General features: G+C 73.2%; 22 protein-coding genes. 14 read left to right on the top strand and 8 right to left on the bottom strand.

Annotated elements, in window-relative coordinates:
* Positions 1 to 9 precede the first annotated feature (9 nt).
* Genes AB0C99_RS11325 through AB0C99_RS11315 form a run of 3 tightly spaced genes read left to right on the top strand, consistent with a single transcriptional unit; the run spans position 10 to position 2,407 of the window.
* Positions 10 to 555, top strand: a complete 546-nt coding sequence (locus AB0C99_RS11325) for a hypothetical protein (RefSeq protein WP_362472813.1) — start codon at positions 10 to 12, stop codon at positions 553 to 555.
* Between the two features lie 10 nt (positions 556 to 565).
* Complete coding sequence (locus AB0C99_RS11320) at positions 566 to 1,177, top strand: OmpA family protein (protein WP_362472810.1); 612 nt, start codon at positions 566 to 568, stop codon at positions 1,175 to 1,177.
* A 6-nt stretch (positions 1,178 to 1,183) separates the two neighbouring features.
* Positions 1,184 to 2,407 carry a hypothetical protein gene (locus tag AB0C99_RS11315; RefSeq protein ID WP_362472808.1) on the top strand — a complete coding sequence of 408 codons (1,224 nt, stop codon included), beginning with the start codon at positions 1,184 to 1,186 and terminating at the stop codon, positions 2,405 to 2,407.
* Here AB0C99_RS11315 and AB0C99_RS11310 read toward each other — a convergent pair.
* Positions 2,352 to 3,335, bottom strand: a complete 984-nt coding sequence (locus AB0C99_RS11310; protein ID WP_362472805.1) for a hypothetical protein — start codon at positions 3,333 to 3,335, stop codon at positions 2,352 to 2,354. The two genes, AB0C99_RS11315 and AB0C99_RS11310, sit on opposite strands and share 56 nt — an antisense overlap.
* 169 nt (positions 3,336 to 3,504) lie before the next feature.
* Between AB0C99_RS11310 and AB0C99_RS11305 the strand changes: the two genes are divergently transcribed.
* Complete coding sequence (locus AB0C99_RS11305; RefSeq protein WP_362472803.1) at positions 3,505 to 3,861, top strand: hypothetical protein; 357 nt, start codon at positions 3,505 to 3,507, stop codon at positions 3,859 to 3,861.
* A gap of 116 nt (positions 3,862 to 3,977) precedes the next feature.
* Positions 3,978 to 5,090: a hypothetical protein gene (locus AB0C99_RS11300; protein WP_362472801.1), complete on the top strand. Its 1,113-nt coding sequence runs from the start codon at positions 3,978 to 3,980 to the stop codon at positions 5,088 to 5,090.
* Here the strand turns inward: AB0C99_RS11300 and AB0C99_RS11295 are convergent.
* Positions 5,062 to 5,466, bottom strand: coding sequence for a DUF192 domain-containing protein (locus AB0C99_RS11295; protein ID WP_362472798.1), 405 nt, complete (start codon positions 5,464 to 5,466; stop codon positions 5,062 to 5,064). The genes AB0C99_RS11300 and AB0C99_RS11295 overlap by 29 nt on opposite strands.
* A gap of 89 nt (positions 5,467 to 5,555) precedes the next feature.
* On the opposite strand from AB0C99_RS11295, the gene AB0C99_RS11290 reads away from it, so the two are divergent.
* Positions 5,556 to 6,299 (top strand): A24 family peptidase, encoded by a 744-nt coding sequence (locus AB0C99_RS11290; RefSeq protein ID WP_362472795.1) that lies wholly within the window; start codon positions 5,556 to 5,558, stop codon positions 6,297 to 6,299.
* Positions 6,300 to 6,324: 25 nt separating this feature from the next.
* Entirely contained in the window at positions 6,325 to 7,848 is a 1,524-nt protein-coding gene (locus AB0C99_RS11285) for a DUF2079 domain-containing protein (protein ID WP_362472792.1), read from the top strand.
* 299 nt (positions 7,849 to 8,147) lie between these two features.
* On the opposite strand, the gene mgrA is transcribed toward AB0C99_RS11285, so the two are convergent.
* Positions 8,148 to 9,185: an L-glyceraldehyde 3-phosphate reductase gene (gene mgrA / locus AB0C99_RS11280; protein WP_362472790.1), complete on the bottom strand. Its 1,038-nt coding sequence runs from the start codon at positions 9,183 to 9,185 to the stop codon at positions 8,148 to 8,150.
* A gap of 110 nt (positions 9,186 to 9,295) precedes the next feature.
* Here mgrA and AB0C99_RS11275 point away from each other — a divergent pair, with 110 nt between their 5' ends.
* The 5 genes from AB0C99_RS11275 to AB0C99_RS11255 all read left to right on the top strand — a co-directional run bounded on the left by AB0C99_RS11275 (position 9,296) and on the right by AB0C99_RS11255 (position 14,932).
* Complete coding sequence (locus AB0C99_RS11275) at positions 9,296 to 10,057, top strand: isoprenyl transferase (RefSeq protein ID WP_362472788.1); 762 nt, start codon at positions 9,296 to 9,298, stop codon at positions 10,055 to 10,057.
* A 308-nt stretch (positions 10,058 to 10,365) separates the two neighbouring features.
* Complete coding sequence (locus AB0C99_RS11270) at positions 10,366 to 11,688, top strand: PhoH family protein (RefSeq protein WP_362472785.1); 1,323 nt, start codon at positions 10,366 to 10,368, stop codon at positions 11,686 to 11,688.
* A 342-nt stretch (positions 11,689 to 12,030) separates the two neighbouring features.
* Positions 12,031 to 12,741: a transglycosylase SLT domain-containing protein gene (locus AB0C99_RS11265; RefSeq protein WP_362472783.1), complete on the top strand. Its 711-nt coding sequence runs from the start codon at positions 12,031 to 12,033 to the stop codon at positions 12,739 to 12,741.
* Between the two features lie 101 nt (positions 12,742 to 12,842).
* Positions 12,843 to 14,252: an AI-2E family transporter gene (locus AB0C99_RS11260; RefSeq protein WP_362472781.1), complete on the top strand. Its 1,410-nt coding sequence runs from the start codon at positions 12,843 to 12,845 to the stop codon at positions 14,250 to 14,252.
* Positions 14,249 to 14,932 (top strand): hypothetical protein, encoded by a 684-nt coding sequence (locus AB0C99_RS11255; RefSeq protein ID WP_362472779.1) that lies wholly within the window; start codon positions 14,249 to 14,251, stop codon positions 14,930 to 14,932. The genes AB0C99_RS11260 and AB0C99_RS11255 overlap by 4 nt, the downstream gene beginning before the upstream one ends.
* 61 nt (positions 14,933 to 14,993) lie before the next feature.
* Here the strand turns inward: AB0C99_RS11255 and AB0C99_RS11250 are convergent, their stop codons facing one another.
* Together AB0C99_RS11250 and AB0C99_RS11245 are read right to left on the bottom strand one after the other, a co-directional pair.
* Positions 14,994 to 15,527: an alkyl hydroperoxide reductase gene (locus AB0C99_RS11250; protein WP_362472776.1), complete on the bottom strand. Its 534-nt coding sequence runs from the start codon at positions 15,525 to 15,527 to the stop codon at positions 14,994 to 14,996.
* A gap of 2 nt (positions 15,528 to 15,529) precedes the next feature.
* On the bottom strand, positions 15,530 to 16,084 hold the full coding sequence (locus AB0C99_RS11245; protein WP_362472773.1) for a peroxiredoxin: 555 nt from the start codon (positions 16,082 to 16,084) through the stop codon (positions 15,530 to 15,532).
* Between the two features lie 152 nt (positions 16,085 to 16,236).
* On the opposite strand from AB0C99_RS11245, the gene AB0C99_RS11240 reads away from it, so the two are divergent.
* Positions 16,237 to 17,178, top strand: a complete 942-nt coding sequence (locus tag AB0C99_RS11240) for a LysR substrate-binding domain-containing protein (protein WP_362472770.1) — start codon at positions 16,237 to 16,239, stop codon at positions 17,176 to 17,178.
* A 92-nt stretch (positions 17,179 to 17,270) separates the two neighbouring features.
* On the opposite strand, the gene AB0C99_RS11235 is transcribed toward AB0C99_RS11240, so the two are convergent.
* The 3 genes from AB0C99_RS11235 to AB0C99_RS11225 are packed head-to-tail and all read right to left on the bottom strand — an operon-like array spanning position 17,271 to position 20,817.
* A complete protein-coding gene (locus tag AB0C99_RS11235; RefSeq protein ID WP_362472767.1) occupies positions 17,271 to 19,616 on the bottom strand; it encodes an FtsX-like permease family protein in 2,346 nt (781 codons plus the stop codon).
* Positions 19,613 to 20,296, bottom strand: coding sequence for an ABC transporter ATP-binding protein (locus AB0C99_RS11230; protein WP_362472764.1), 684 nt, complete (start codon positions 20,294 to 20,296; stop codon positions 19,613 to 19,615). Before AB0C99_RS11230 ends, AB0C99_RS11235 begins: the two co-directional genes overlap by 4 nt.
* Positions 20,293 to 20,817 carry a PadR family transcriptional regulator gene (locus tag AB0C99_RS11225; protein ID WP_362472761.1) on the bottom strand — a complete coding sequence of 175 codons (525 nt, stop codon included), beginning with the start codon at positions 20,815 to 20,817 and terminating at the stop codon, positions 20,293 to 20,295. Before AB0C99_RS11225 ends, AB0C99_RS11230 begins: the two co-directional genes overlap by 4 nt.
* 226 nt (positions 20,818 to 21,043) lie before the next feature.
* Between AB0C99_RS11225 and AB0C99_RS11220 the strand changes: the two genes are divergently transcribed.
* On the top strand, positions 21,044 to 23,236 hold a 2,193-nt coding region (locus tag AB0C99_RS11220), incomplete at its 3' end, for a transglycosylase domain-containing protein (RefSeq protein ID WP_362472758.1).

The raw sequence follows: 23,236 nt of genomic DNA, 5'->3' as shown, positions 1-23,236 counted from the left end.
GGAAGAGGGATGGCCGCGGTGGTCATCGCGGCCGGACTGACCCTGGGTCTCGCAGCCTGTGGTGGTGAGGAAAAGCCGCCGCAGGGCAAACCCGCGGCGACCACGAGCTCCCCGAAGAGCGGCGGCGGCGACTCCCGGCCACAGTCCGAGGAGCCCGCCGAGCCCATCGCCGTCCTCAAGGGGCAGGAGGGCCTCGAACTCTCGGTCTTCGAGGCGAAGCGCGACCGGGGCGGGTTCCTGACCGTCAAGGGCAGACTGACGAACAAGTCCGATGCCATGAACGTCATCCCGGCCCAGCTCGGCGGCGACGAGACCGAGATCATCAAGCACGGCAACTCCCTCGGCGGCGCCACCCTCGTCGACTCCGTCGGGAAGAAGCGCTACTACGTACTCCGCGACACGGACGGCCGGCCGCTCACCACCACCGACCTCTCCAGCCTCGCCGCCGGCGCCTGGACCTCCGTCTTCATGCAGTTCCCCGCCCCACCCCCCACCACCACCGAGGTCTCCCTCCAGCTCCCCACCTTCGACCCCGCCACCATCAAGCTCTCCTGAGGGCGCAGCCATGACGACGACACCCCGCCGACTCGCCGCTCTCACCGCCTGCCTCCTGCTGCTGTCCGGTACCGCCGTCGTAGGGACCGCGCGGGCCGACGACCCGCCCGGGGCGGCCGGGAGCGCGTCGCCGCCGCCCGCCATCGACGCGAACTCGCCCGAGCTGATGCTCCCCGACGGCGCCACCCTCGCCCCCGCGAAGATCCTCGACATCAAGCAGATCGTCGAGGAGCAGGGCGGCGAGCAGCGCCGCGAGGACACCAACGTCGACGTGACCTTCGCGCTCCAGGCCGAGGTCCTCTTCGGCAAGGACAGCGCCAAGCTGAGCCCCGCCGCCACCGCCCGCATCGCCGCCATCGCCGTGGAGATCAACAAGCAGGGCTCCGGCCGCGTCCGCGTCTTCGGGTTCACCGACGACCTCGGGACCTACGAGCACGGCCTGAAGCTCTCCAAGGCGCGCGCCGACGCCGTCCAGCAGGAGCTCGCGAAGAACCTCGACGCGGGCACCACCTTCGAGATCCGCGGCTACAGCGAGGACTACCCGATCGCGGACAACGCCACCGAGGAGGGGCGGAAGAAGAACCGCCGGGTCGAGGTCTCCTTCCCCCGGACCACCGGGTAGCCGCCGGTGCCGCCGCCCCCGCTCCTCGCCGCCCTCCTCGCCACCGCGCTGCTGGGCGGCACGGCGGCGCCCGGCCCCGCCGCCGAGCCGCCCGGCTACCGCACCGCCCCGGACGCCCGCCCCGTCCGCTCCGGGGCCGTGCTGCCGGGCCCCGGCACCTACACCGACGCCCTCGCGCGCGGCGAGACGCACACGTACCGGCTCCGGCTCGACGGCACCTCGGACGTCTTCCTCTCCGCCGTCCTCGCCCCCGAGCCCGGCGACCGCGTCGACGTCGTCGACGGCCTCTCGCTCGCCCTGCGCTCCGCCTCCGGCGCGGCCTGCGGCCCGCCCAACGACATCCGCTTCTACGGCGACACCGCCCGCCCCGTCGCCGACTACGTCTCCCGCCGGATCGGCCCCGGCCGCCCCTGCCAGGAGCCGGGGGAGTACGTCCTCGTGGTCGAGGGCGTCGGCCGCTCGCTGGGCGCGGTGCGGCGGCGGACCGTCGAGCTCGGCTACGTCGCCGACACGGGCGCCCCCGACGGCGCGGGCCCCGCGCCCACCGGCTGGAGCACCGCCCCGCCCGCCGCCCTCGGCACCGGCCCCGCGCGCGGCACGGCCCGCGGCGGCACCGGCTTCAACGACGCCGCCCCCGTCGCCGACGGCACCTGGCGCGACGAACTGCGCCCGGGGGAGAGCCGCTTCTACCGGGTGCCGGTCGCCTGGGGCCAGCAGCTCTTCGCGCGGGCCCGGTTCGCCGGCGGCACGCCCCCGCCCGGCCGGTCCGCCCTCCCGGACGGGCTCCGGCTCGCGCTCTACAACCCCGCGCGCGGCGCCGTCGAGGAGCGCAAGGCGCTGTACACCGGCGCCCCGGCCGAGCTCCTCCTCGCCACCGCCCCGGCCGCCTACGCCCAGCGCAACGAGGGCGCCACGGAAGCGGTGAGCGCGATGCGCTTCGCGGGCGCCTACTACGTCCAGCTCACCCTCGACCGCCGAGCGCCCGCCCCCCTCGCCCTCGACCTCGACCTCGCCCACCTCCCCGGAGGAGCCGGGGGAGGAGGCGGGGGCGGGGACGGAGGAGGGGGCGGGTCCGCCGGCCCCGCCGCCCCCGATCCCGCCCTCCGGGCGCTCGGCTTCGCCGGGATCGGCACCGGCACCGTCCTCCTCGCGGGCCTCGGCGTCTGGCCCTTCGTCATGGGGCGGCGGCGGCCCGCGGGCCGGCACGCGGCGGCGTCCCGAGAGAGCTGAGGGCCGCCCGGACCGCCGCCGTCATCCGGTCCGGGTGCTCGAACACCTCCCGTGCCGTGAAGCGCAGCACCCGCCGCACCCCGGGGCAGCCCCCCAGCGCGTTGAACCGCCGCACGTCCCGCTCGTGCGCCTCCCGGGTGCCGTGGAAGGCGAAGCCCTCGATCTCCACGGCCAGCCCCTCGGCGCGGAACAGGAAGTCGGGGCGCAGCGCCTGCCCGCCGGGCGCCCGGAGCACCGGCTGCACCTCGGGGAACAGGCCCGCGTCCCGCAGCCGCAGCCGGGCGACCGTCTCGGCGGGCGAGCCCGCGCCCGGCTCGGCCGGCGGCAGCCGGCGCCGGGCCCGCGGGCCGCCCGGACGGCGCGGCACCGCGAGCGCGGCCGCCAGCGCCTCCCGGTCCAGGAGCGGCTCCCGGCAGCGGCCGCCCACCCGGCGGCGGGAGAGCGCCGAGTCCGCGACCACCAGCGCCTCCTCGCGCGTGGCGGCGGCCCGTATGAGGTCGGCGACCGTCCTCGCCGGGCTCGTCACCCGCAGCCCGCGCCGCGTCCCCCGGTCACGGTCCGTCAGGCGGGCGGTCCCGTACACCCGTATCCGGCCACCGGCGGAGCCGCCCCCGGGCCCGGTGAACTCCAGCGGCTCCGTCCCGTCCGGCCCACCCGTCCCGCCCCGGCGGGCCGCCGGGAGCTCGATGCGGTGCAGCGCCGCCGCCGTCCGGTGGCTGCACACCAGCTCCGGCCGGAGCAGCTGGACCGCCCCGGCCCGCACCCACCGGTCCACCTCCTTCCCCGGGACCGCCCAGGCGCCCCTCCAGATCCGCTGCCGGCCCTCCCCGCGCAGCCGTGCGGCCAGTCGCGCCCGCGGCCAGCCGGCCGCGAGCGCCCACACCGTGAGGAGCACCCCGCCCCTCGCGAGCCTCGCCAACTCGTACATACGCGCAAGGATCCACGGATGGGGGATCATTCGCACCCCCTGTGGAAAACCGTGCATAAGACGTCGTCAGGAAAGCGCAAAAGTGACGGGACGGGGCACTTCGGGAGGAGCATCCTGGTCAGAAGAGCAACAGCTACAGAGCGCTTTCGAAGTCCGAAATGGGCAGCCCATGACGACCACGACACCGAGTGTCCAATTGGTCAGCGACCTCGTCGACCGGATTCCCGAGTTCCGTGACGCCTACGAGTCGCATGTCTTCAGCCAGGGCGGTGTCCTGCCGCACGTCTTCTTCTGGGACGTGGTCCAGGGCACGGTCAGCTCCTTCCTCGCCGACCAGGACCGCTGGCGCCGGACCCTGGACTTCCTGGAGGAGCAGTGCTGCCGGGGCGTCCTCGGCATCGACGAGGTGATCGTCACCTCGTTCCTGGGCGACCTGCCCAAGCCGCCGGAGCCCGGCCACGAGATCGCGGGGCAGCTCGGCCCGGTGCTCTCCGCGCGATACCTCCGGCTCCGCCCGCCGGGCTGACCACCGGGCCGAACCGGCGGACCGACGCCGGGCCGGCCACCCGGCTGATCACGCCCCTGATCACCCCGCCCCTCACCCGGCCGGTCCCGCGAGGTGCTGCGGACATAATCGACCGCATGTCCCGCAGCACCGCCGCCCCGCCCCGCCCTGGGCCGCCCTGGGCCGCCCTGGGCGCCTACGCCGCCACCCGCCTGCTCGGCCTCGCCGTGCTCGCCGTCGTCGCGGCGGCCACCGGCAAGGACGGGCTGCACCGGCTCTCGGGGCGCTGGGACGCGGTCTGGTACGCCCGGATCGCCGAGCACGGCTACGGCTACCAGGTCACCCTCCCCGACGGCGCCGTCCACGCCGACCTGGCGTTCTTCCCGCTCTTCCCGGCCCTCGAACGGGCCGTCGCCGCCGTCCTGCCCGTCGACGTGCCCACCGCCGGGCTGCTGGTCTCCTGGGCCGCCTCGCTCGCCGCCGCCTGGGGCATTCACGAGGTCGGCGCCCATGTGGCCGGGCGGCGCGCCGGGCTGGTGCTCGCGGTGCTGTGGGGGGTGTACCCGACGGCGTTCGTGCAGTCGATGGCGTACACGGAGACCCTGTTCACCGCGCTCGCCGCCTGGTCGGTCCTCGCGGTGCTGCGCGGGCGCTGGATCCTCGCGGGCGCGCTGTGCGTGTTCGCGGGCCTGACCCGGCCGACCGCCGCCGCGCTGATCGCCGCGATCGGGATCACCGCCCTGGTCACGGTCGTACGGGAACGCCGGCTGCGGGCCCCGGTCCTCGCGGGCGCGCTGCTGGCGCCGCTCGGCTGGCTCGCGTACATCGTCTACGTCGGCGTCCGGCAGGGCAGCGCCACCGCCTACTTCGACGTCCAGTCGGCCTGGGGCAACTCCATCGACGGCGGCGTCGCCCTCGCCCGCTTCATCGCCGGGCTGCCCTGGCCCGCCGCCCTCGGCCTGTGCGCCGCGCTCGGGCTGCTGGGCTGGCTGGTGGCCCTGTGCGTGCGGCAGCGGCAGCCGCTCCCGCTGCTCGTCTACACGGTCACTGTCGTCGTGATCTCCCTGGTCGGCGCCGCCTACTTCGGCTCCCGGCCGCGCCTGATGATGCCCGCGTTCGGGCTGCTGCTGCCGCCCGCCGTCGCCCTGGCCCGGCTCCGCGCCCGTACGGCCGTCCCGGTGCTCGCCGCGCTGGCGCTGGCCTCCGCCGTCTACGGGGCCTTCACCCTGCTGGGGTCGGGTCCACCGTGACCCGCACCCCCGGGCGCAGCCCCCACACGGCCATCGCGCCCGCCTCCGCCTCCAGGACGTGCCGTCCGCGCGGGCGGATCATGCCGAGCCGGCCCGGCCGCATGGCGACCACGGCGAGGACGGTCAGCGAGCGGTCCAGATAGGCCACGTCGAGGGGGAAACGCATCCCGAAGGTGTGCACGCTGTTGGTCGGGGTGATGAGCAGCGCCCCCGTGATCCCGTCCCGGCCGAGCAGCCCGCGCCGCCGCGCGCGAGAGGAAGCGGCGATCTCCAACGGCACCGCCCCGCCCGGCGTCCCCAGCGACCCGCCGCCGTCCCGCCACCCCCGGCCCGGCAGCCGCAGCCGCCGCCCTCCGCGTCCCTCTGGTCTCCCCATGGCGCCGACCCTAGTTCTCAGGGCCTGTCGTGACACTCCCCTCTGCCATGCGACGACCGGAGTGTGACGACAGGCCCTAGGGTCGGCGGGTGGACCCCGTCTCGCTCGCCTTCGTCGTCGCCGCCGCCCTGTGGGGCGCGGCGGCGGGCCGCTTCGTGCCCCGGGCCGCGTACCGGCTCGCCGTCCCCGCCGGGGAGCCGTGGCGGGACCGCTGCCCCGCCGGGCACCCCTTCGCCGGTCCGGCCCGAGGCTGGCTCGGCGGGCCGGGCCGGGGCGGCTGCGCCACCACCCGGGCGCCGTCCGCCGCGCCCCTGGTCACGGCGCTGGTCTGCGCGGCGCTCGCCGCCGCCGGCGGGCCCCGGCCCGAGGTGGCGGTCTGGCTGCTGGCCGCCCCCGTCGGCATCCTGCTGGCCTGGGTGGACGCGCGCGTGCACCGGCTGCCCGACCCGCTGACCCTGTCGCTCGCGGCGGCGCTCCCGCCGCTGCTCGGGGCCGCCGCCCTGCTGCCGTACGCGGCCGGGTCCTGGCGCCACGCCCTGCTGGGCGCGCTGGTGCTCGGCGGCGGCTATCTGCTGCTCCACCTGACCCACCCGGCCGGGCTCGGCTTCGGCGACGTGAAGCTGGCCGTGCCGCTCGGCGCCGCGCTCGGCTGGTACGGCTGGGGCGTGCTGTTCGCGGGGGCGTTCGCGGGCTTCCTGCTCGGCTCGCTGTACGGCCTCGGGCTGGTCCTCGCCCGGCGCGCGGGCCGCGGCTCCGCGATCCCCTTCGGCCCCTTCATGCTCGGCGGCGCCCTCCTCGGCCTGCTCCTCGGCGCGTTCACCGCCACCCCCTGAACAGGCCGTCCTAGCATCACCCCATATGCGGACAATCGCCGAAAAACCGGCATCAGCCACGCGCGGAGCGGCCCCGCCCGCCCCCACCCCCTGGCACCGGCGCCCCGGCGTCCTGCCCTGGGCCTGGGCCCTCGCGCTCTGCCTGCTCTACGCGACCGTCGCGGTCCGCCGCCACCAGCTCCTGCGCACCACCGGCTACGACCTCGGCATCTTCGAACAGGCCGTCCGCGCCTACGCCGAACTCCGCATCCCCGTCGCCCCCTTGCGCGGCGAGGGCTTCAACCTGCTCGGCGACCACTTCCACCCGCTGCTCGCCGCCCTCGCCCCGCTCTACCGGCTCTTCCCCTCCCCGCTCACCCTGCTCGTCGCCCAGTCCGCGCTCCTCGCGCTCGCCGTCGTCCCGCTCGCCCGCTGGGCGCTGCGCGCGCTCGGCCGCCGCGCCGCCCACTGCGTCGCCGCCGGCTACGGGCTGAGCTGGGGCGTCGCCTCCGCCGCCGCCTTCGACTTCCACGAGGTCAGCCTCGCCGTGCCGCTGCTCGCCTTCGGCCTGGAGGCGCTCGGCGCCCGCCGCTGGCGCGCCGCCGTCGGCTGGACGGCGCCGCTCCTCCTGGTCAAGGAGGACCTCGGCCTCACCCTCGCCGCCGTCGGCGGCTACCTCGTCCTCAAGGGCCGCGCCGACCGCGGCACGCTCCGGCTCGGCCTCGGCACCGTCGCCGCGGGCCTGCTCGGCTCGTTCCTGGAGATCACGGTGCTGCTGCCGGCCCTCGCCCCGGCCGGCGGCTACGCCCACGGCGGCAACCTCGCGGCGGCGCACGGCTCGCTCCTCGGCGCCCTCGCGCACGCCCCGCTCGACCTGCTGCGTCCGGAGACGAAGGCCACCACCCTCGTGCTCGTCTTCGCCCCCTCCGCGCTCCTCGCGCTGCGCTCCCCGCTCGCGCTGATCGCGCTGCCCACCCTCGGCTGGCGGATGGCCTCGGAGAACGGCTTCCACTGGGGGACCGCCTTCCACTACAGCGCGATCCTGATGCCCGTCGTCTTCGCCGCGCTCGTCGACGTCCTCGCCCGCGAGCCCGACCCGCGCCGCCGCCGCGCCCCGCTCGCCACCGTGCTCGCCGTGACGGCGGTGCTGCTGCCCTCGTTCCCGCTGGCCCAGCTCGCCCAGCGGGCCACCTGGCACACCACCGCGCACGTACGGGCCGCCCGCGCGCTGCTCGCCGAGATCCCCGACGGCGCCACCGTCGCCGCCTCCAACCGGCTCGCGCCCCAGCTCACCGCCCGCTGCGAGGTGGTCCTCTTCCCGACCTTCCCGGTCGGCGGGAGGCTCTACGACTACCCCCGCGAGGTCCCGCCGCCGACCGCCGAGTGGATCGTCCACGACAGCGAGACCCCCGAGTCCTGGCCGTACAAGCCCGGCCACTGGCCCTACCCGCTGCCCCAGCAGCTCGCGGAACTCCGCGACGCCCGGCGCCTGCACGGTTACGAGCTGGTCGCCCGCCGTGACGGCATCACCCTGCTGCACCGGACGAAGACCCCCCGCACCCCGTCCTGACCTGCGGCGCCGCGTCAACCGGGCGATCCGGCGCGGGGGTCCCCCGTCGGAGGTACCGATTCCGCCGCCACACCCGGGCGCAAACCCGCCACACACCCCCGGAGCCCTTGTGCCGCTTGGCCTCCGGGGCGTCCGCGACACTCCGGTCGGCGCGGGTGGCGCGCAGCACGACTAATGAAGGGTTATGGTGGAAACCCCCCCTCGGGCCGGTCCGTATCCCCCCCACGGACCGGCCCGTTTTTCTTGCCCTTTTCTCTCTGGTTTCTCTTCCGGTCTCTTCCGGTGCCCTCAGGGGCGCGTCAGCCCCGGCCGGCCCAGATGTTGGTGCCCTCGGTGTCGACCGCGAAGGAGTCGATCTCCGCCAGCTCCGCCGCCGACAGCGGAGCCGCCGCCAGCGCCGCCACGTTCTCCTCAAGCTGCGCCACGCTCGACGCGCCGATCAGCGCCGAGGTCATCCGGGGGTCCCGCAGCACCCACGACAGCGCGAGCTGCGCCAGCGACTGCCCGCGCCGCCCGGCGATGTCCGCGAGGCCGCGCAGCCGGCGCAGCACCTCGTCGGAGAGCAGGTTCGGGTCGAGCGACTTGCCCTGGGTGGCCCGGGAGCCCTCCGGGATGCCCTTCAGGTACTTGTTGGTGAGCAGGCCCTGGGCCAGCGGCACGAAGGAGATGCAGCCCATGCCGGCCGCCTCCAGCGTGTCGAGCAGCCCGTCCTCCTCGGTCCAGCGGTTGATCATCGAGTACGAGGGCTGGTGGATCAGGGCCGGGACGCCCATCTCCTTGAGGATCCGCGCCGCCTCGGCGGTCTGCTCGCTCGTGTACGAGGAGACGCCGACGTACAGCGCCTTGCCTTGCCGGACGGCGGAGGCGAGCGCCCCCATCGTCTCCTCCAGCGGGGTCTCCGGGTCGAAGCGGTGCGAGTAGAAGATGTCGACGTAGTCGAGGCCCATCCGCTTGAGCGAGGCGTCGAGTGACGACATCAGGTACTTGCGGGAGCCCCACTCGCCGTACGGGCCGGGGTGCATCTCGTACCCCGCCTTGGTCGAGACGATCAGCTCGTCCCGGTAGGGCGCGAAGTCCTGCGCGAAGATCTTGCCGAAGTTGAGCTCGGCGGAGCCGGGCGGCGGGCCGTAGTTGTTCGCCAGGTCGAAGTGGGTGACACCCAGGTCGAAGGCGCGGCGCAGGATCGCCCGCTGGGAGTCGAGGGTGCGGTCGTCGCCGAAGTTGTGCCACAGGCCGAGCGAGACGGCGGGCAGCTTGAGCCCGCTGCGGCCGGTGCGCCGGTACTCCATGGCGTCGTAGCGGGTCGAGGAGGCGCGGTACAGGGGGGAATCAGTCACGTATCTCTGCTTATCACGGACTTGTGACAGTCCCGGGCTGGGAGGCCGTGACCCGTGCGCAGTAATGTGGCGGCTTCGGGGGGCCGACACTCATGGAGGGGTAAAGCACGGTGAACCTGCGCGACCTGGTGTACGGGCTGTACGCGCGCCGGGTGGAAGGCCGACTCGACCACGACCAGGTGCCCAAGCACATCGGTGTCATCCTCGACGGCAACCGCCGCTGGGCCAAGGCCGCCGGCGGCACCCCCGAGCAGGGTCACAAGGCGGGCGCGGACAAGATCCGGGAACTGCTCGGCTGGTGCTCCGAGACGGACGTCGAGGTCGTCACCCTCTGGATGCTGTCCACCGACAACCTGAACCGCCCCGAGGAGCAGCTCGTCCCGCTGCTCTCGATCATCGAGGACGCGGTCCGCGCGCTCGCCTCCGACGGCCGCTGGCGGGTGCACCACGTCGGCACGATGGACCTCCTGCCCGCCCGTACCCAGTCCGTGCTGAAGGAGGCCGAGCAGTCCACCCACGACAACACGGGGATACTCGTGAACGTCGCGGTGGGCTACGGGGGCCGCCAGGAGATCGCGGACGCCGTCCGCTCGCTGCTCCTGGAGCACGCGGAGAAGGGCACGAGCTTCGAGGAGCTCGCCGAGATCGTCGACGTCGAGCACATCTCCGAGCACCTCTACACGCGCGGCCAGCCCGACCCGGACCTGGTGATCCGCACCAGCGGCGAGCAGCGCCTGTCCGGATTCATGCTGTGGCAGAGCGCGCACTCCGAGTACTACTTCTGCGAAGTGCACTGGCCCGCCTTCCGCAAGGTCGACTTCCTGCGCGCGCTGCGCGACTACGCGGCGCGGCACCGCCGCTTCGGCTCCTGACCCCCTCCGGTCTCTCCGGTACCCCTGGTCACCCCTTGTTCATGAACACGCCGTCATATGCCCCTGCATGACGGCGTGTGTTCGAGGGCATATCCCTGGTGAAGTGAGCGGCACGGAGACCGCCACCCGGGAGGCCCTTTGCACCAGGACGACCGTGCAGTGTCTGTACGGACGAAGCGGAGGGCCGGAGCTCGGCCCGCGCATCGTGGCCTGAGCCCGGTCCCATTCCGCAGCGACGGCGGTTCCCCCGCGGGCGGAGCCGTCGCACCCCGACCTCACAGGGGTGCTCGAAGGGGGTCTGTCCTTCCGTGGTGACCAGCACGAAGCGCCGCTTGTCCGACAGGCGCACCTATGTTCTCGACACCAGCGTCCTGCTGGCCGACCCCAGCGCGATGACCCGCTTCGAGGAGCACGAGGTCGTGCTCCCGATCGTCGTGGTCACCGAGCTGGAGGCCAAGAGGCACCACCCCGAGCTCGGCTACTTCGCCCGGCAGGCCCTGCGCCACCTGGACGACTTCCGGGTCCGGTACGGCCGCCTCGACGCCCCCCTCCCCATCGGGGACGTGGGCGGGACGCTCCGCGTCGAACTCAACCACTCCGACCCCGGCGTCCTCCCGGCCGGCTACCGGCTGGGCGACAACGACTCCCGGATCCTCGCGGTCGCGCGCAACCTCCAGGCGGAGGGGTACGACGTCACGGTCGTCTCCAAGGACCTGCCGCTGCGCATCAAGGCGTCCTCCGTCGGGCTCCTCGCCGAGGAGTACCGGGCGGAGCTCGCCATCACGGACTCCGGCTGGACCGGCATGTCCGAACTGGCCCTCTCGGCGGACCAGATCGACATCCTGTACGACCAGGAGCGGCTGTACGTGCCCGAGGTGGCCGAGCTGCCCGTGCACACCGGCCTGGTGCTCCAGTCCGAGCGCGGCAAGGCGCTGGGCCGGGTCACCGCCGACGGCGGCGTCCGGCTGGTGCGGGGCGACCGGGAGGTCTTCGGGATCCGGGGCCGCAGCGCCGAGCAGCGGATCGCCCTGGACCTGCTGCTCGACCAGGAGGTCGGCATCGTCTCGATGGGCGGCCGGGCCGGCACCGGCAAGTCGGCGCTCGCGCTCTGCGCGGGCCTGGAGGCGGTCCTGGAGCGGCGCCAGCACCAGAAGGTGATGGTCTTCCGCCCGCTGTACGCGGTCGGCGGCCAGGAGCTCGGCTATCTGCCGGGCACCGAGGCCGAGAAGATGAGCCCCTGGGCCCAGGCGGTCTTCGACACCCTGTCCTCCGTGGCGGGCCGCGAGGTGATCGAGGAGGTGCTCGGGCGCGGGATGCTGGAGGTGCTGCCGCTCACCCACATCCGGGGCCGCTCGCTGCACGACGCCTTCGTCATCGTCGACGAGGCCCAGTCCCTGGAGCGGAACGTTCTGCTGACCGTCCTGTCCCGGATCGGCTCGAATTCCCGGGTGGTGCTCACCCATGACGTCGCCCAGCGCGACAACCTGCGGGTCGGCCGGTACGACGGAGTCGTGGCCGTCGTCGAGAAGCTGAAGGGGCATCCGCTCTTCGCCCACGTCACGCTCACCCGCTCCGAGCGCTCGCAGATCGCCGCGCTCGTGACCGAATTGCTGGAGGACGGGCAGATCTGACCCGTTCCGTACCCCAGTTGGCGCCGCCCGGCGAAGCGCAGGAGCTTAGCCGGGCGGCGCCGCGCTGTCCGCCGTATCGGCCAAATCCCGTGCGCCTGTTCGGGTGTGAGCTTTCACACGCAGTTCGGAATTGCCTTGCGGTACGGGCGTCCGGCAAAGTCTTGCTTCCGTCAGGCCCCGCATACGGCACACGTGCACCCTCTGGGGTGCGGCACCACACAACTGAACAGCCGTCAGCCGTATGCCGCCCACAGCACCACGGGCCCGTGTCTTCTGTGACCCAGCAGTTCGGAGACCAGCGCCAGGGGCACGATTTCGCCCGCTCGGTCACCAGCGCGGGCGATGCTGGAAGGAAACCGTGTGAGCCGGATCTCGGTCCGGGGATTCGCGGTGGCTTCGGCCACTGCGGTCACCACCGTCGGCGCCGTCGTCGGCGTCGCCTCGGGCAATGCCGCGCAGCCCGCCGACGACAACTTCGAGGCCACCGCGGCCGACACCACGCTGCTCGCGGAGATCCCCGCGGGCGAGCAGGCCAAGGTACAGGTCTCCACCCTCGCGGAGCAGGCCGACGTGCAGGCCGCCGCCGCCGACTCCCTCGTGCGCAAGTCCGCCGAGGAAGCCGCCCGCGTGCAGGCCGCCAAGGACGCCGAGGCCAAGAAGAAGGCCGCCGACAAGGCCGAGAAGGAGCGCAAGGAGGAGGCCGACCGCGCCAGCCGTTCCGCGCTGCGCGACGCGAGCAGCTTCTCCGCCCAGGGCTCCTACAGCGTCTCCGAGGTCAAGGCGATGGCCCGCCAGATGATCCCGGCGGACCAGTTCCAGTGCTTCAGCAACATCGTGGACCACGAGTCCGGGTGGAACTACCGCGCGGTCAACGCGAGCTCCGGCGCCTACGGCCTCATGCAGGCGCTCCCCGGCTCGAAGATGGTCTCGGCCGGCGCCGACTGGCAGACCAACCCGGCCACCCAGATCAAGTGGGGCCTCAGCTACATGGACGGCCGTTACGGCAGCCCCTGTGGCGCCTGGTCGTTCTGGACGGCCAACCGCTGGTACTAGTACCGGCACCGCTCTCAACTTCACGCAGCCCCTCGCCGTCCCTACGGTGGGGGGCTGCGTGCGTGTAGGTTCGGGGGTTCGGAGGGGGAGAGGGAAAGAGCATGTCGAGACTGCCAGGATGGCTGAACAGGCTGGGCGCGAGCGTCAGCCGGATGGGCGAGCGCCTGGACGAGCGCCGCGCGGAGGCCGAACGCGAGGACCCGCTGGGCCCGCCCCCCGTGCCGCCCGTACCGCCGACGCCGCCGATGCCGCCGGAACCGGCGGTCACCGTCGTGAAGGAGCCCGTCGCGGCGCCGCCCGCGGGCGCCGACCCCGCGGCCTCCGTCCCCGCGCCGCCCGCCTACGCGCCCGCGGTCGCCGCCCGCCCCGACCCCGTCGCCGCGATCCCGTGGGGGATGCGGGTCGCCGCCGAGGCCGGCTGGCGGCTGCTCGTGCTCGCCGGGACGGTCTGGGTGCTGATGAAGGTGATCAGCTCCGTCCAGCTCGTCGTGCTCGCCTTCGTCGCCGCGCTCCTCATCACCGCGCTGCTCCAGCCCATCGTGGTCCTGCTGCGCCGCAAGGGCCTGCCGCGCGGGCTGGCCACCGCCGTCACCGCCGTCTCCGGCTTCGTCGTGATGGGGCTGGTCGGCTGGTTCGTGGTCTGGCAGGTGATGGACAACATCGACAACCTGTCCGACCAGGTCCGCGACGGCATCGAGGAGCTCAAGCGCTGGCTGCTCGACAGCCCGTTCCACGTCACCGAGTCGCAGATCAACGACATCGCCAAGAACCTCAGCGACACCATCGGCGCCAACGCCGAGCAGATCACCTCCGCCGGGCTCCAGGGTGTGACCGTGATCGTCGAGGCGATGACCGGCATCCTGCTCGCCATGTTCTCCACCCTCTTCCTGCTCTACGACGGCAAGAAGGTCTGGGAGTGGACGCTGAAGCTGGTGCCCGCGCAGGCCAGGCCCGGGGTCGCCGGAGCCGGCCCGCGGGCCTGGGTCACCCTCACCGCGTACGTCCGCGGCACGGTGCTCGTCGCCCTGATCGACGCCGTCTTCATCGGCCTCGGGCTCTACTTCCTCGATGTGCCGATGGCGGTGCCGCTCGCCGTCTTCATCTTCCTGTTCGCCTTCATCCCGATGGTCGGCGCGGTGCTCTCCGGCGCCCTCGCCGTCGTCGTCGCGCTCGTCACCAACGGGGTGTTCACCGCCCTGATGGTGCTCGTCGTGGTGCTCGCCGTGCAGCAGATCGAGGGCCACGTCCTCCAGCCCTTCATCCTGGGCCGGGCCGTGCGGGTGCACCCCCTCGCGGTGGTCCTCGCCGTCGCCGCCGGCGGACTCACCGCGGGCATCGGCGGCGCCGTCGTCGCCGTCCCGCTGGTCGCCGTCGCCAACACGGTGGTCGGCTACCTCCGCGCGTACAGCCACGAGCAGGCCCTGCGGGCCGCGCCCGAGCCGCGCGGGGCCACCGCCCACGAGGTCGCCCCGACCCCGGCGCCCGGCACGGCCGAGCGGGTGGACGGATGATCTCGGAACCCGAGCTCGTCGGCGGTACGGAATACCCGGCCGCGCTGGAGCCGCTGCCCGCCGAGCGGGGCCCGCGCGGACCCCGCCGCCCCTGGCTGTGGGCGCTCGGCGGGGCCGCCGCCGCCTCGGCGGTGTGGGGCGCCGGGCTCGTCGCGTACGAGCGGACGGGGCCCGACGGGCCCGACTTCAAGGGCTACCGGGCCGAGGACGAGCCCTGCCGGAAGGCCGCCCTGCCCGGCCTCTCCTCCGCCTTCGGGCCCAAGGGAGAGGCCACCAACCCGATGATCCTGGACCACCCGGGCCTGTTCCGGGCGGAGTGCACGGTCACCCTGGCCGCCGAGCCCGTCCCGTACCGGCTCTCCGTCACGTACACCCTGCACCGGGTCACCGACCCGCGCCCGGAGTTCGAGGCGCGGATGAACGACCCCTTCCGGGGCATCGGCGACCGCGTCTCGGGCTCCGGCGAGCTCGCCTACCTCCGCGACGAGGGCGCCACCGGCGACATGACCCTGAGCGTCCTGGACGGGCAGGCGGTCGTCGAGCTGGCGCTCACCCCTGAGCTGGTCTACGAGGGCGACCAGCCGCCCAAGGAGCCGCCGCCGCTCGATCCCGCCGCGACCAGGACCTACCTCCTGGAGGACGCGAACGCGCTGCTGGCGGCGCTCAGGTCGACGGCATGACGGAAGGGCCCCGGGGCGTGCTGCGCCCCGGGGCCCTTCTCGTCGTGCGTGCGGACCGGACCTACTCGGCCAGGACCGCCTCGGCGTCCAGCGTGACGCCGACCGCCTGGATGACCGCGGCGATCTTCACGGCCTCCTGGATGGTCTCGCGCTCGACCCCGGCCTTGCGCAGGACCTGCTCGTGCGAGTCCAGGCACTGGCCGCAGCCGTTGATCGCGGAGACGGCCAGCGACCACAGCTCGAAGTCGACCTTGTCGACACCGGGGTTGCCGATGACGTTCATCCGCAGACCGGCGCGCATCGTCCCGTACTCCGGGTCCGACAGCAGGTGCCGGGTCCGGTAGAAGACGTTGTTCATCGCCATGATCGCGGCGGCCGACTTGGCGGCCTGGTACGCCTCGGGCTTCAGGTTCGCCTGGGCCTCGGGCTCCAGCTCCTTCAGCACCTTCGGCGAGCGCGAGGCGATGGCGCAGGCGAGCACGGTGCCCCACAGCTGCTGCTGCGGCAGGTCGCTGTTGCCGATGACCGAGCCGAGGTTCAGCTTCAGGTCCTTGGCGAAGTCCGGGACGGCGGCCTTCAGCTCATCGAGCGCCATGCTCACTCACCGGCCAGGAGGGCGCCGGCGTCCAGGGTGTCCTCGCCCTTGTTCCAGTTGCACGGGCACAGCTCGTCGGTCTGAAGGGCGTCCAGCACCCGCAGGACCTCCTTGGGGTTACGGCCGACGGAGCCGGCGGTCACCATGGTGAACTGGATCTCGTTGTTCGGGTCCACGATGAAGACCGCGCGCTGGGCGAAGCCGTCCTCGCCGCGCACGCCGCAGTCGCTCATGAGCTCGTGCTTGGAGTCGGCCAGCATCGGGAAGGGCAGGTCACGCAGGTCGGCGTGGTCCTTGCGCCAGGCGTGGTGGACGAACTCGGAGTCGCCGGAGACACCAAGGATCTGCGCGTCGCGGTCCGCGAACTCGTCGTTCAGCTTGCCGAAGGCGGCGATCTCGGTGGGGCAGACGAAGGTGAAGTCCTTCGGCCAGAAGAACACCACGCGCCACTTGCCCTCGTAGGACTTGTGGTCGATCTGCGCGAACTCCTTGCCGCTCTCCAGCGACACGCAGGCGGTCAGGTCGTAGGTGGGGAACTGGTCACCGACAGTGAGCACGCGCTCTCCTTGCGTTTCGGGAGGGTCCCTTTTGGGGTCTTCCGTGAGGGGTTGGACGGATCCCCAGCATGGCACGGAGTGCATTGATCAGTGAAATAGCTAGACTTGCTCACGTTGATCGAAGGTGGTTATCAGTGATTCCCGTACGGCGCGTGAAGCAACCCAGCCTGTCCCAGCTCAGAGCCTTCGCGGCGGTCGCGGAGCACCTCCACTTCCGGGACGCGGCGGCGGCCATCGGGATGAGCCAGCCGGCCCTCTCGGGCGCGGTGTCGGCCCTCGAAGAGGCACTCGGTGTCCAGCTCCTTGAGCGTACGACCCGCAAGGTGCTGCTCTCGCCCGCAGGGGAGCGGCTCGCGGTCCGCGCCGGTGCCGTGCTCGACGCGGTCGGCGAGCTCATGGAGGAGGCCGAGGCGGCCCAGGCGCCCTTCACCGGCGTGCTCCGGCTCGGCGTCATCCCGACCGTCGCCCCCTACCTGCTGCCGACCGTGCTGCGCCTGGTCCACACCCGCTACCCCGCGCTCGACCTCCAGGTCCACGAGGAGCAGACCTCCTCGCTGCTCGACGGGCTGGCCGCCGGCCGGCTCGACCTGCTGCTGCTCGCGGTGCCGCTCGGCGCGCCCGGGGTCACCGAGCTGCCCCTCTTCGACGAGGACTTCGTGCTGGTCACCGCCGAGGGGCATCCGCTCGCCGGGCGTACGGACATCCCGCGCGAGGCCCTCAAGGAGCTCAAGCTGCTCCTCCTCGACGAGGGGCACTGCCTGCGCGACCAGGCCCTCGACATCTGCCGCGAGGCCGGGCGCACGGAGGGGACCCCGGTCACCACCACCGCGGCGGGCCTGTCCACGCTGGTCCAGCTGGTGGCGGGCGGGCTCGGGGTGACGCTGCTGCCGCGCACCGCCGTCAAGGTGGAGACCGCCCGCGACGCGGCCCTGCACACCGGGCGCTTCGCCGACCCGGCCCCGTCCCGCCGGATCGCCCTCGCCATGCGCACGGGCGCGGCCCGCCAGTCGGAGTTCGAGCAGCTCGCGGACGCGCTGCGGGAGGCGATGCGGCGGCTGCCGGTACGGCTGGTGGGCGCGGGGACCGGGGGCTGAGACGCCGGTGGGCGCGGAGACCTGAAAACCCCGCGCCCACCTCGTATCGTCCGGCCGTCTGCTCCGTCCGGACCGCCGTGCCGTCCGGCCCGCTACTCCGTCCTGAGCCCGTCCGCGCGCATCAGGCGCCACAGCAGCGGCAGGCTCAGCAGGGTCACCGCGGCGATCAGGGCCGCGCCCACGCCGGCCACCGGCAGGAAGACCCACCAGTCCTCGACCGACTTGCCGATCATCCGCAGCAGCACCATGCCGAGGCCGAGCCCGCCGGCCACCGCGAGGGCGAGCCCGAGCACGATCGGCACCGTCGTCTGCCACAGCACCGACAGGACCAGCGTGGAGCGCCGGGTGCCGAAGGCGACCAGCGAGGACAGCAGCCGGCGCCGCTCGCGCAGCTGCTCCAACGTCGTGACCAGCAGCGACGCCGCCACCAGCAGCATGGTGAGCGTGGCGCCCACCAGGATCCCGGTGCGGACGCTGGAGTACTGCGCGTCCCGCTCCATGTTCCGCAGGGTGTCGACCCGGGTGAGCGGGTCGAGGGCGGCGACCGTGTTGCGGATGTACTCGGGCGCGTCCGGCACCGCCGGGTCGACCCGGATCATGACGTTGGCGATCGGGGCGTCGAGCCGGGCCGCGTCGAGCGCCTTCGGGGTGGCGAGGACGCCGAACTGCTTCATGCCCATCGGGTCCAGGCGGGAGTCCACCACGCGGGCGGACGCCGGGATGCGCCAGGTGGGCGGCGCGGCCTTGCCCCGTACCCGCTCGCCCAGCGCCACCTCGGCCCCCGGCCGCGCGGTCGTGCTCACCCACGCGTCCTCCGGGCCGCCGTCGCCGTGCGTGAGGGCGATGAACACGTCGCCGTCCGCGCAGGAGGGCAGGGTGGCGAGCTCGCGCAGCGAGGCGCAGTCGCCGACGAACGCCGAGGTGATCCCGCCGCCGTCCTGGCCCTCCGGCAGCGGACCGGACCGCCACACGCTGGACTCGATGACGCCGGAGACCCCGGTGACGCCCTTGGTCTTCGCCAGCCGGTCGACCGCCCGGCGGGCCGTGTCCCCGTCCCGGGCGTGCACCCGGGTCTGCATCTGGGCGCGGGCGGTGTCCTGGTTGGTGGGCCGCATGAAGTCCTGCTGCATCGCCTGGAACATCATCGACAGGGCGATCGCCCCGGTCGCCGCGACGACGATGCCGCTGACCGTGCGGGCGGCGGCGCTGCTGCTGAGCTGGAGCCGGCGGACGGCGAGCTGCCAGGCCAGCGGGCCGCCCCGCAGCCGCTTCACCAGGGCCTCCACCAGCCAGGGCAGCAGGGTGGTGAGCCCGATCAGGGACAGCGTGGTGCCGCCCGCGATCCAGACCGTGTCGATCTCCGTCTGGTCGATCCGCACCCCCGTCATGGACGGGACGAGCAGGGCCCCGCCGACCAGGATGAGGACCAGCCGCCACAGGAGCCGGCGGGGCCGCGGGACGGCGGTCCTGACGACGCCGAGCGGCTCGATGGCGACCTCGCGCAGCGCGAAGAGGGTGACCGCGACGGCGGCGACCGGCACCGCGCCGATGATCACGGCGGCCAGCCAGGGCAGCGGGGACACGTCGGACGGGAAGGCGTTGACGTCCCAGAACGTCACGGTGCCGGCGAACTGCCGGGCCGCGGCGAAGAACCCGGCGCCCGCCGCGAGCCCGAGCAGGGCCCCCGCCAGGGACTCGCCGGCCGCGATCCGCCGGGTCATCGCGGTGTCCGCGCCGACCAGCCGCAGCGCCGCGAGCCGCCGGTCGCGCTGTTCGCCGCCGAAGCGGACGGCGGTGGCGATGAAGACGAGCACCGGCAGCAGCAGCACCACGCAGCCGATGACGACGAGCAGCAGCAGGAAGGCGTTCGTCTGCTCCTCGGGCACCGACCAGCCGTAGGTCTTGCCGCGCCCGTCGTAGTCGTCGGTGGTGAGCGTCGCGCTGCCCGCCACGTACCGCAGTTCGGCCGGGCCGATCAGGCCGGCCTCGCCCAGGGTCCCGACGGCCTTGTACGGCAGGCGGTCGCGCAGCAGCGCCCCCTCGGGGGAGCCGAGCAGCTCGGCGAGGGCGGGGGAGACCACCATCTCGCCCGGCCCCGGGATCGCGGCGGCGCCCGGCGGCACCGCGGCGCGCGGGCCCTCGGGCCGCAGCACCAGGCCGGTGACGGACTCGCCGCGGAACTCGGTCTGGTGGCCGACGTGCAGGAAGGTGTCGGGGCCGGGCTTGGCGACCTCGTAGCTGGCGTCGGGCACCCGGGCGGACTCCCGGACCTCCCGCTGGAAGAGCATGTGGGGCAGCGAGGCGGCGACCAGCAGCAGGGCCACGCCGAAGCCGATGCCGGTCGCCGTCAGGGCCGTGCGGATCCAGCCGCCGCGCCCGCCGGTGACGGCGAACCGCGCGCCGAGCGCCAGGTCGCGGGTCCAGTTCCGCAGTCTCATACCGCCCACTCCGTGTCCCGTACGGAGCCGTCGCGGACGACGACCTCGCGGTCCGAGTAGGCGGCGACGCGGGCCTCGTGGGTGACCAGGACGACGGCGGCGCCGGTGTCCCGGGAGGCGTCGGTGAGCAGGCTCATGACCCGCTCGCCGTTGAGCGAGTCGAGCGCGCCGGTCGGCTCGTCGGCGAAGATCACCCGCGGGGCGGTGACGAGCGCGCGGGCGACCGCGACCCGCTGGCCCTGGCCGCCGGAGATCTCGCCGGGGCGCTTGCCGGCCACGTCCTCGACCTCCAGGCGGGTCAGCCAGGTGCGCGCCTTCTCCTCGGCGCTCCTGCGGCGCTCGCCGTTCAGCCGCAGCGGCAGGGCGACGTTCTCGACGCAGGTCAGCTCGGGGACGAGCTGGCCGAACTGGAAGACGAAGCCGAAGTCGGCGCGGCGCAGGGCGCTGCGCTGCCCGTCGCTGAGGGCGGTGAGCTCACGCCCGTCGTAGTGGATGGTCCCGGCGTCCGGGCGGACGATGCCGGCGAGGCAGTGCAGCAGGGTGGACTTGCCGGAGCCGGAGGGGCCCATCACGGCCACGACCTCGCCGGCCCGCAGGGCGAAGTCGGCCCCGGCGAGCGCGGGGGTCGGCCCGTACGCCTTGTCGATCCCGCTCGCCCTGAGCAGCGGTTCGGCGCTCATCGGCGGACCTCCTCGGCGAGCCGGTCCAGCCGCGCGGCGGTCAGTTCCAGCCAGCGCAGGTCGGCCTCCAGGTGGAAGAGGGCGTGGTCGCAGATGAGCTGGTCGGCGAGGTCGCCGTCCTTCTTGCGCCGGGTGAGCTCGCGCATCAGGCGCAGGTGCTCGGTGCGCTGCACGTCGAGGAGCTCGGCGGCGCCGCGGCCGGTGAGCAGTGCGAGGACGACCTTGGTGTAGAGCGTCGACTGGAGGTAGGGCTCGGGCTTCTCGGGGGTGGCCAGCCACTGGCCGACATCGGTGATGCCGGCCTCGGTGATGGCGTACCGCTTGCGCTCGGGGCCGCCGCCGGCCTCTATGCCGTCGACCTCGACGAGGCCGTTCTTCAGGAGCCGGGACATGGTCGAGTAGACCTGTCCGTAGTGCAGCGGCCGGTCGTGGCCGAACCGCTCGTCGAAGGCGCGCTTGAGGTCGTAGCCGTGGCGCGGGCCGGACTCCAGGAGTCCGAGCAGGGTGTGACCGATGGACATGGTGGCACTGTACATGGGGTGTATACGCACGATGTATACCGAGGTGGGGGCCTCGAACGGGCGGACTGTGACCGGCGGCACACAACCATCGGGCGCTCCCGAGCGTCGGTTCCGTCGGGAGCGGGTGCTGATTGTCACGTCCGGAAAATACGGATCGATCGCCCTTTGTCTCCATGGGCGGTGTTAGCTTTCTGAGCTGATTCCACGACGAGCGGAGCACGGAGACATGGGTCCAACGGGCAAGGGCCAGGCGAAGAAGGGCGGGCGGATACGCCGGCTCTTCACCTGGAAGAAACTCCTGGGCACGTTCATCGTGGGCTGCCTGCTCGTCATAGGCGCCTTCTACACGGTCTACACCCTGGTCCCGGTGCCGACCGCCAACGTCGAGGCGACGCTCCAGAGCAACATCTACAAGTACTCCAACGGCAAGGTCATGGCCCGCACGGGCAAGGTCAACCGGGAGATCGTGGGCCTGGAGAAGGTCCCGCTCGACGTCCAGCGGGCCTTCGTCGCCGCCGAGAACAAGACGTTCTACAAGGACAACGGCGTCGACATCAAGGGCACCGTCCGCGCCGCCTGGAACACCCTCACCGGCAAGGGCAAGCAGGGTGGTTCGACCATCACCCAGCAGTACGTGAAGAACTACTACTTGAGCCAGGACCAGACGGCCACGCGCAAGCTCAAGGAAATGGTCATCGCGATCAAGGTCGACCAGAACATGGAGAAGCCGGAGATCCTGGCCGGCTACATGAACACCAGCTACTACGGCCGCAACGCCTACGGCATCCAGGCCGCCGCCCAGGCGTACTACGGCGTCGACGCGAGCAAGCTGGACGCCGGCCAGGGCGCCTACCTCGCCTCCGTGCTCCAGGCCCCCAGCCAGTACGACTGGACCTCCGCCGGCCCCGAGGGCCGCAAGCTCGTCGAGCAGCGCTGGAACTACGTCCTCAACAACATGGTCGAGGAGGGCTGGCTCGACGCGGGCAAGCGCGCGGGCATGAAGTTCCCCGTCCCGCAGAAGCCGAAGGCCCCCAAGGGCATGAGCGGCCAGAGCGGCTACATCGTCGAGGCCGCCAACCAGGAGCTGATGCGCCAGGGCGTCAGCGAGGAGGACCTGAAGGCCGGCGGCTGGACGATCACCCTCAACATCGACGAGAAGCGCCAGAAGGCCCTCGTCAAGGCCGTCGACGACGAGCTCGAGGACAAGCTGAACCGCAAGGACAGCAAGAAGCAGGCCACCGTCCAGGCCGGCGCGACCTCCGTCGACCCGAAGACCGGCGCGGTCGTCGCCATGTACGGCGGCGTCGGCGCCACCGAGCACTGGACCAACAACGCCACCCGGCGCGACTACCAGCCCGCCTCGACCTTCAAGCCGCTCGTCCTCGCCTCCGCGATCGACAACGGCTCCGTGACCCAGGACGGGCGCAAGATCGGCCTCGGCACGGTCTACGACGGCGACAGCAAGCGCCCGGTCGTCGGCAGCCGGATCGCCTTCGCCCCGGAGAACGAGGACAACCGCAGCTACGGCCCGGTCAGCGTGCAGAAGGCCACCAACTCCTCGATCAACTCGGTCTACGCCCAGATGATCGTCGACGTCGGCCCCACCAAGACCAAGCAGACCGCGATCGGCCTCGGCATGAAGGACGGCGTCGACTTCGGCGCCACCCCGTCGATGTCCCTCGGCGTCATGGGCGCCTCCACGATGGACATGGCCGGCGTCTACGCGACCCTGGACAACCACGGCGTCAAGGTCACCCCGACCCTGGTGAAGTCCGCCGAGCACAAGGACCGCAAGGCCGAGCCGGTCAAGTCGATCGGCGACCGGGTGATCAGCCGCGAGGCCGCCGACACCACCACCAAGGCCATGCAGGGCGTCGTCCAGTCCGGCTCCGGCTTCCGGGCCGCCGGCGACTACGCGGCGGCCGGCAAGACCGGCACCTCCGAGAACAACCGCTCGGCCTGGTTCGTCGGCTACACCCCCGAGCTGGTCACCGCCGTCGGCCTGTTCGGCGAGGACGCCAGCGGCAACCAGGTCACCCTCACCAACACCATCAACGACGGCCGCGCCAACGGTGGCCGCACCCCCGCGCAGATCTGGGGCGCCTACACCACCGCCGCGCTCGGCGGCGGCTCGGACACCCCCTTCGACCTGAAGACCGACGGCACCTCCGGCGGCGACACCGGCCTGCCGACGCCGACCGGGACCTCCAGCGGCTCGCCGACGCCGACCACGACGCCGAGCGACGAGGCCACCACGCCGACCCAGCCGCCGACCTCGACGGCCACCACGCCGACCCGGCCGCCGACGTCGACGGCCACGACGCCGCCGGAGCCGACCCCGACCGGGGGCACGACCGGACCGACGACGGAACCGCCTTCGTCCCCGGTCCGGCCTCGCCGTACCCGGGGGACATCGCGC

This window comes from Streptomyces sp. NPDC048659, from assembly GCF_040650575.1.
GTDB lineage: Bacteria > Actinomycetota > Actinomycetes > Streptomycetales > Streptomycetaceae > Streptomyces.
This window is presented reverse-complemented; position numbering and strand designations above follow the sequence as displayed.

What these genes read in the sequence shown, in the direction of transcription:
- AB0C99_RS11325 (WP_362472813.1), top strand. Translation starts at nt 10, where the DNA reads ATGGCCGCGGTGGTCATCGCGGCCGGACTGACCCTGGGTCTCGCAGCC.
- AB0C99_RS11320 (WP_362472810.1), top strand. Translation starts at nt 566, where the DNA reads ATGACGACGACACCCCGCCGACTCGCCGCTCTCACCGCCTGCCTCCTG.
- AB0C99_RS11310 (WP_362472805.1), bottom strand. Translation starts at nt 3,335, where the DNA reads ATGTACGAGTTGGCGAGGCTCGCGAGGGGCGGGGTGCTCCTCACGGTG.
- AB0C99_RS11305 (WP_362472803.1), top strand. Translation starts at nt 3,505, where the DNA reads ATGACGACCACGACACCGAGTGTCCAATTGGTCAGCGACCTCGTCGAC.
- AB0C99_RS11300 (WP_362472801.1), top strand. Translation starts at nt 3,978, where the DNA reads ATGTCCCGCAGCACCGCCGCCCCGCCCCGCCCTGGGCCGCCCTGGGCC.
- AB0C99_RS11295 (WP_362472798.1), bottom strand. Translation starts at nt 5,466, where the DNA reads ATGGGGAGACCAGAGGGACGCGGAGGGCGGCGGCTGCGGCTGCCGGGC.
- AB0C99_RS11285 (WP_362472792.1), top strand. Translation starts at nt 6,325, where the DNA reads ATGCGGACAATCGCCGAAAAACCGGCATCAGCCACGCGCGGAGCGGCC.
- AB0C99_RS11265 (WP_362472783.1), top strand. Translation starts at nt 12,031, where the DNA reads ATGCTGGAAGGAAACCGTGTGAGCCGGATCTCGGTCCGGGGATTCGCG.
- AB0C99_RS11260 (WP_362472781.1), top strand. Translation starts at nt 12,843, where the DNA reads ATGTCGAGACTGCCAGGATGGCTGAACAGGCTGGGCGCGAGCGTCAGC.
- AB0C99_RS11255 (WP_362472779.1), top strand. Translation starts at nt 14,249, where the DNA reads ATGATCTCGGAACCCGAGCTCGTCGGCGGTACGGAATACCCGGCCGCG.
- AB0C99_RS11250 (WP_362472776.1), bottom strand. Translation starts at nt 15,527, where the DNA reads ATGGCGCTCGATGAGCTGAAGGCCGCCGTCCCGGACTTCGCCAAGGAC.
- AB0C99_RS11235 (WP_362472767.1), bottom strand. Translation starts at nt 19,616, where the DNA reads ATGAGACTGCGGAACTGGACCCGCGACCTGGCGCTCGGCGCGCGGTTC.
- AB0C99_RS11230 (WP_362472764.1), bottom strand. Translation starts at nt 20,296, where the DNA reads ATGAGCGCCGAACCGCTGCTCAGGGCGAGCGGGATCGACAAGGCGTAC.
- AB0C99_RS11225 (WP_362472761.1), bottom strand. Translation starts at nt 20,817, where the DNA reads ATGTCCATCGGTCACACCCTGCTCGGACTCCTGGAGTCCGGCCCGCGC.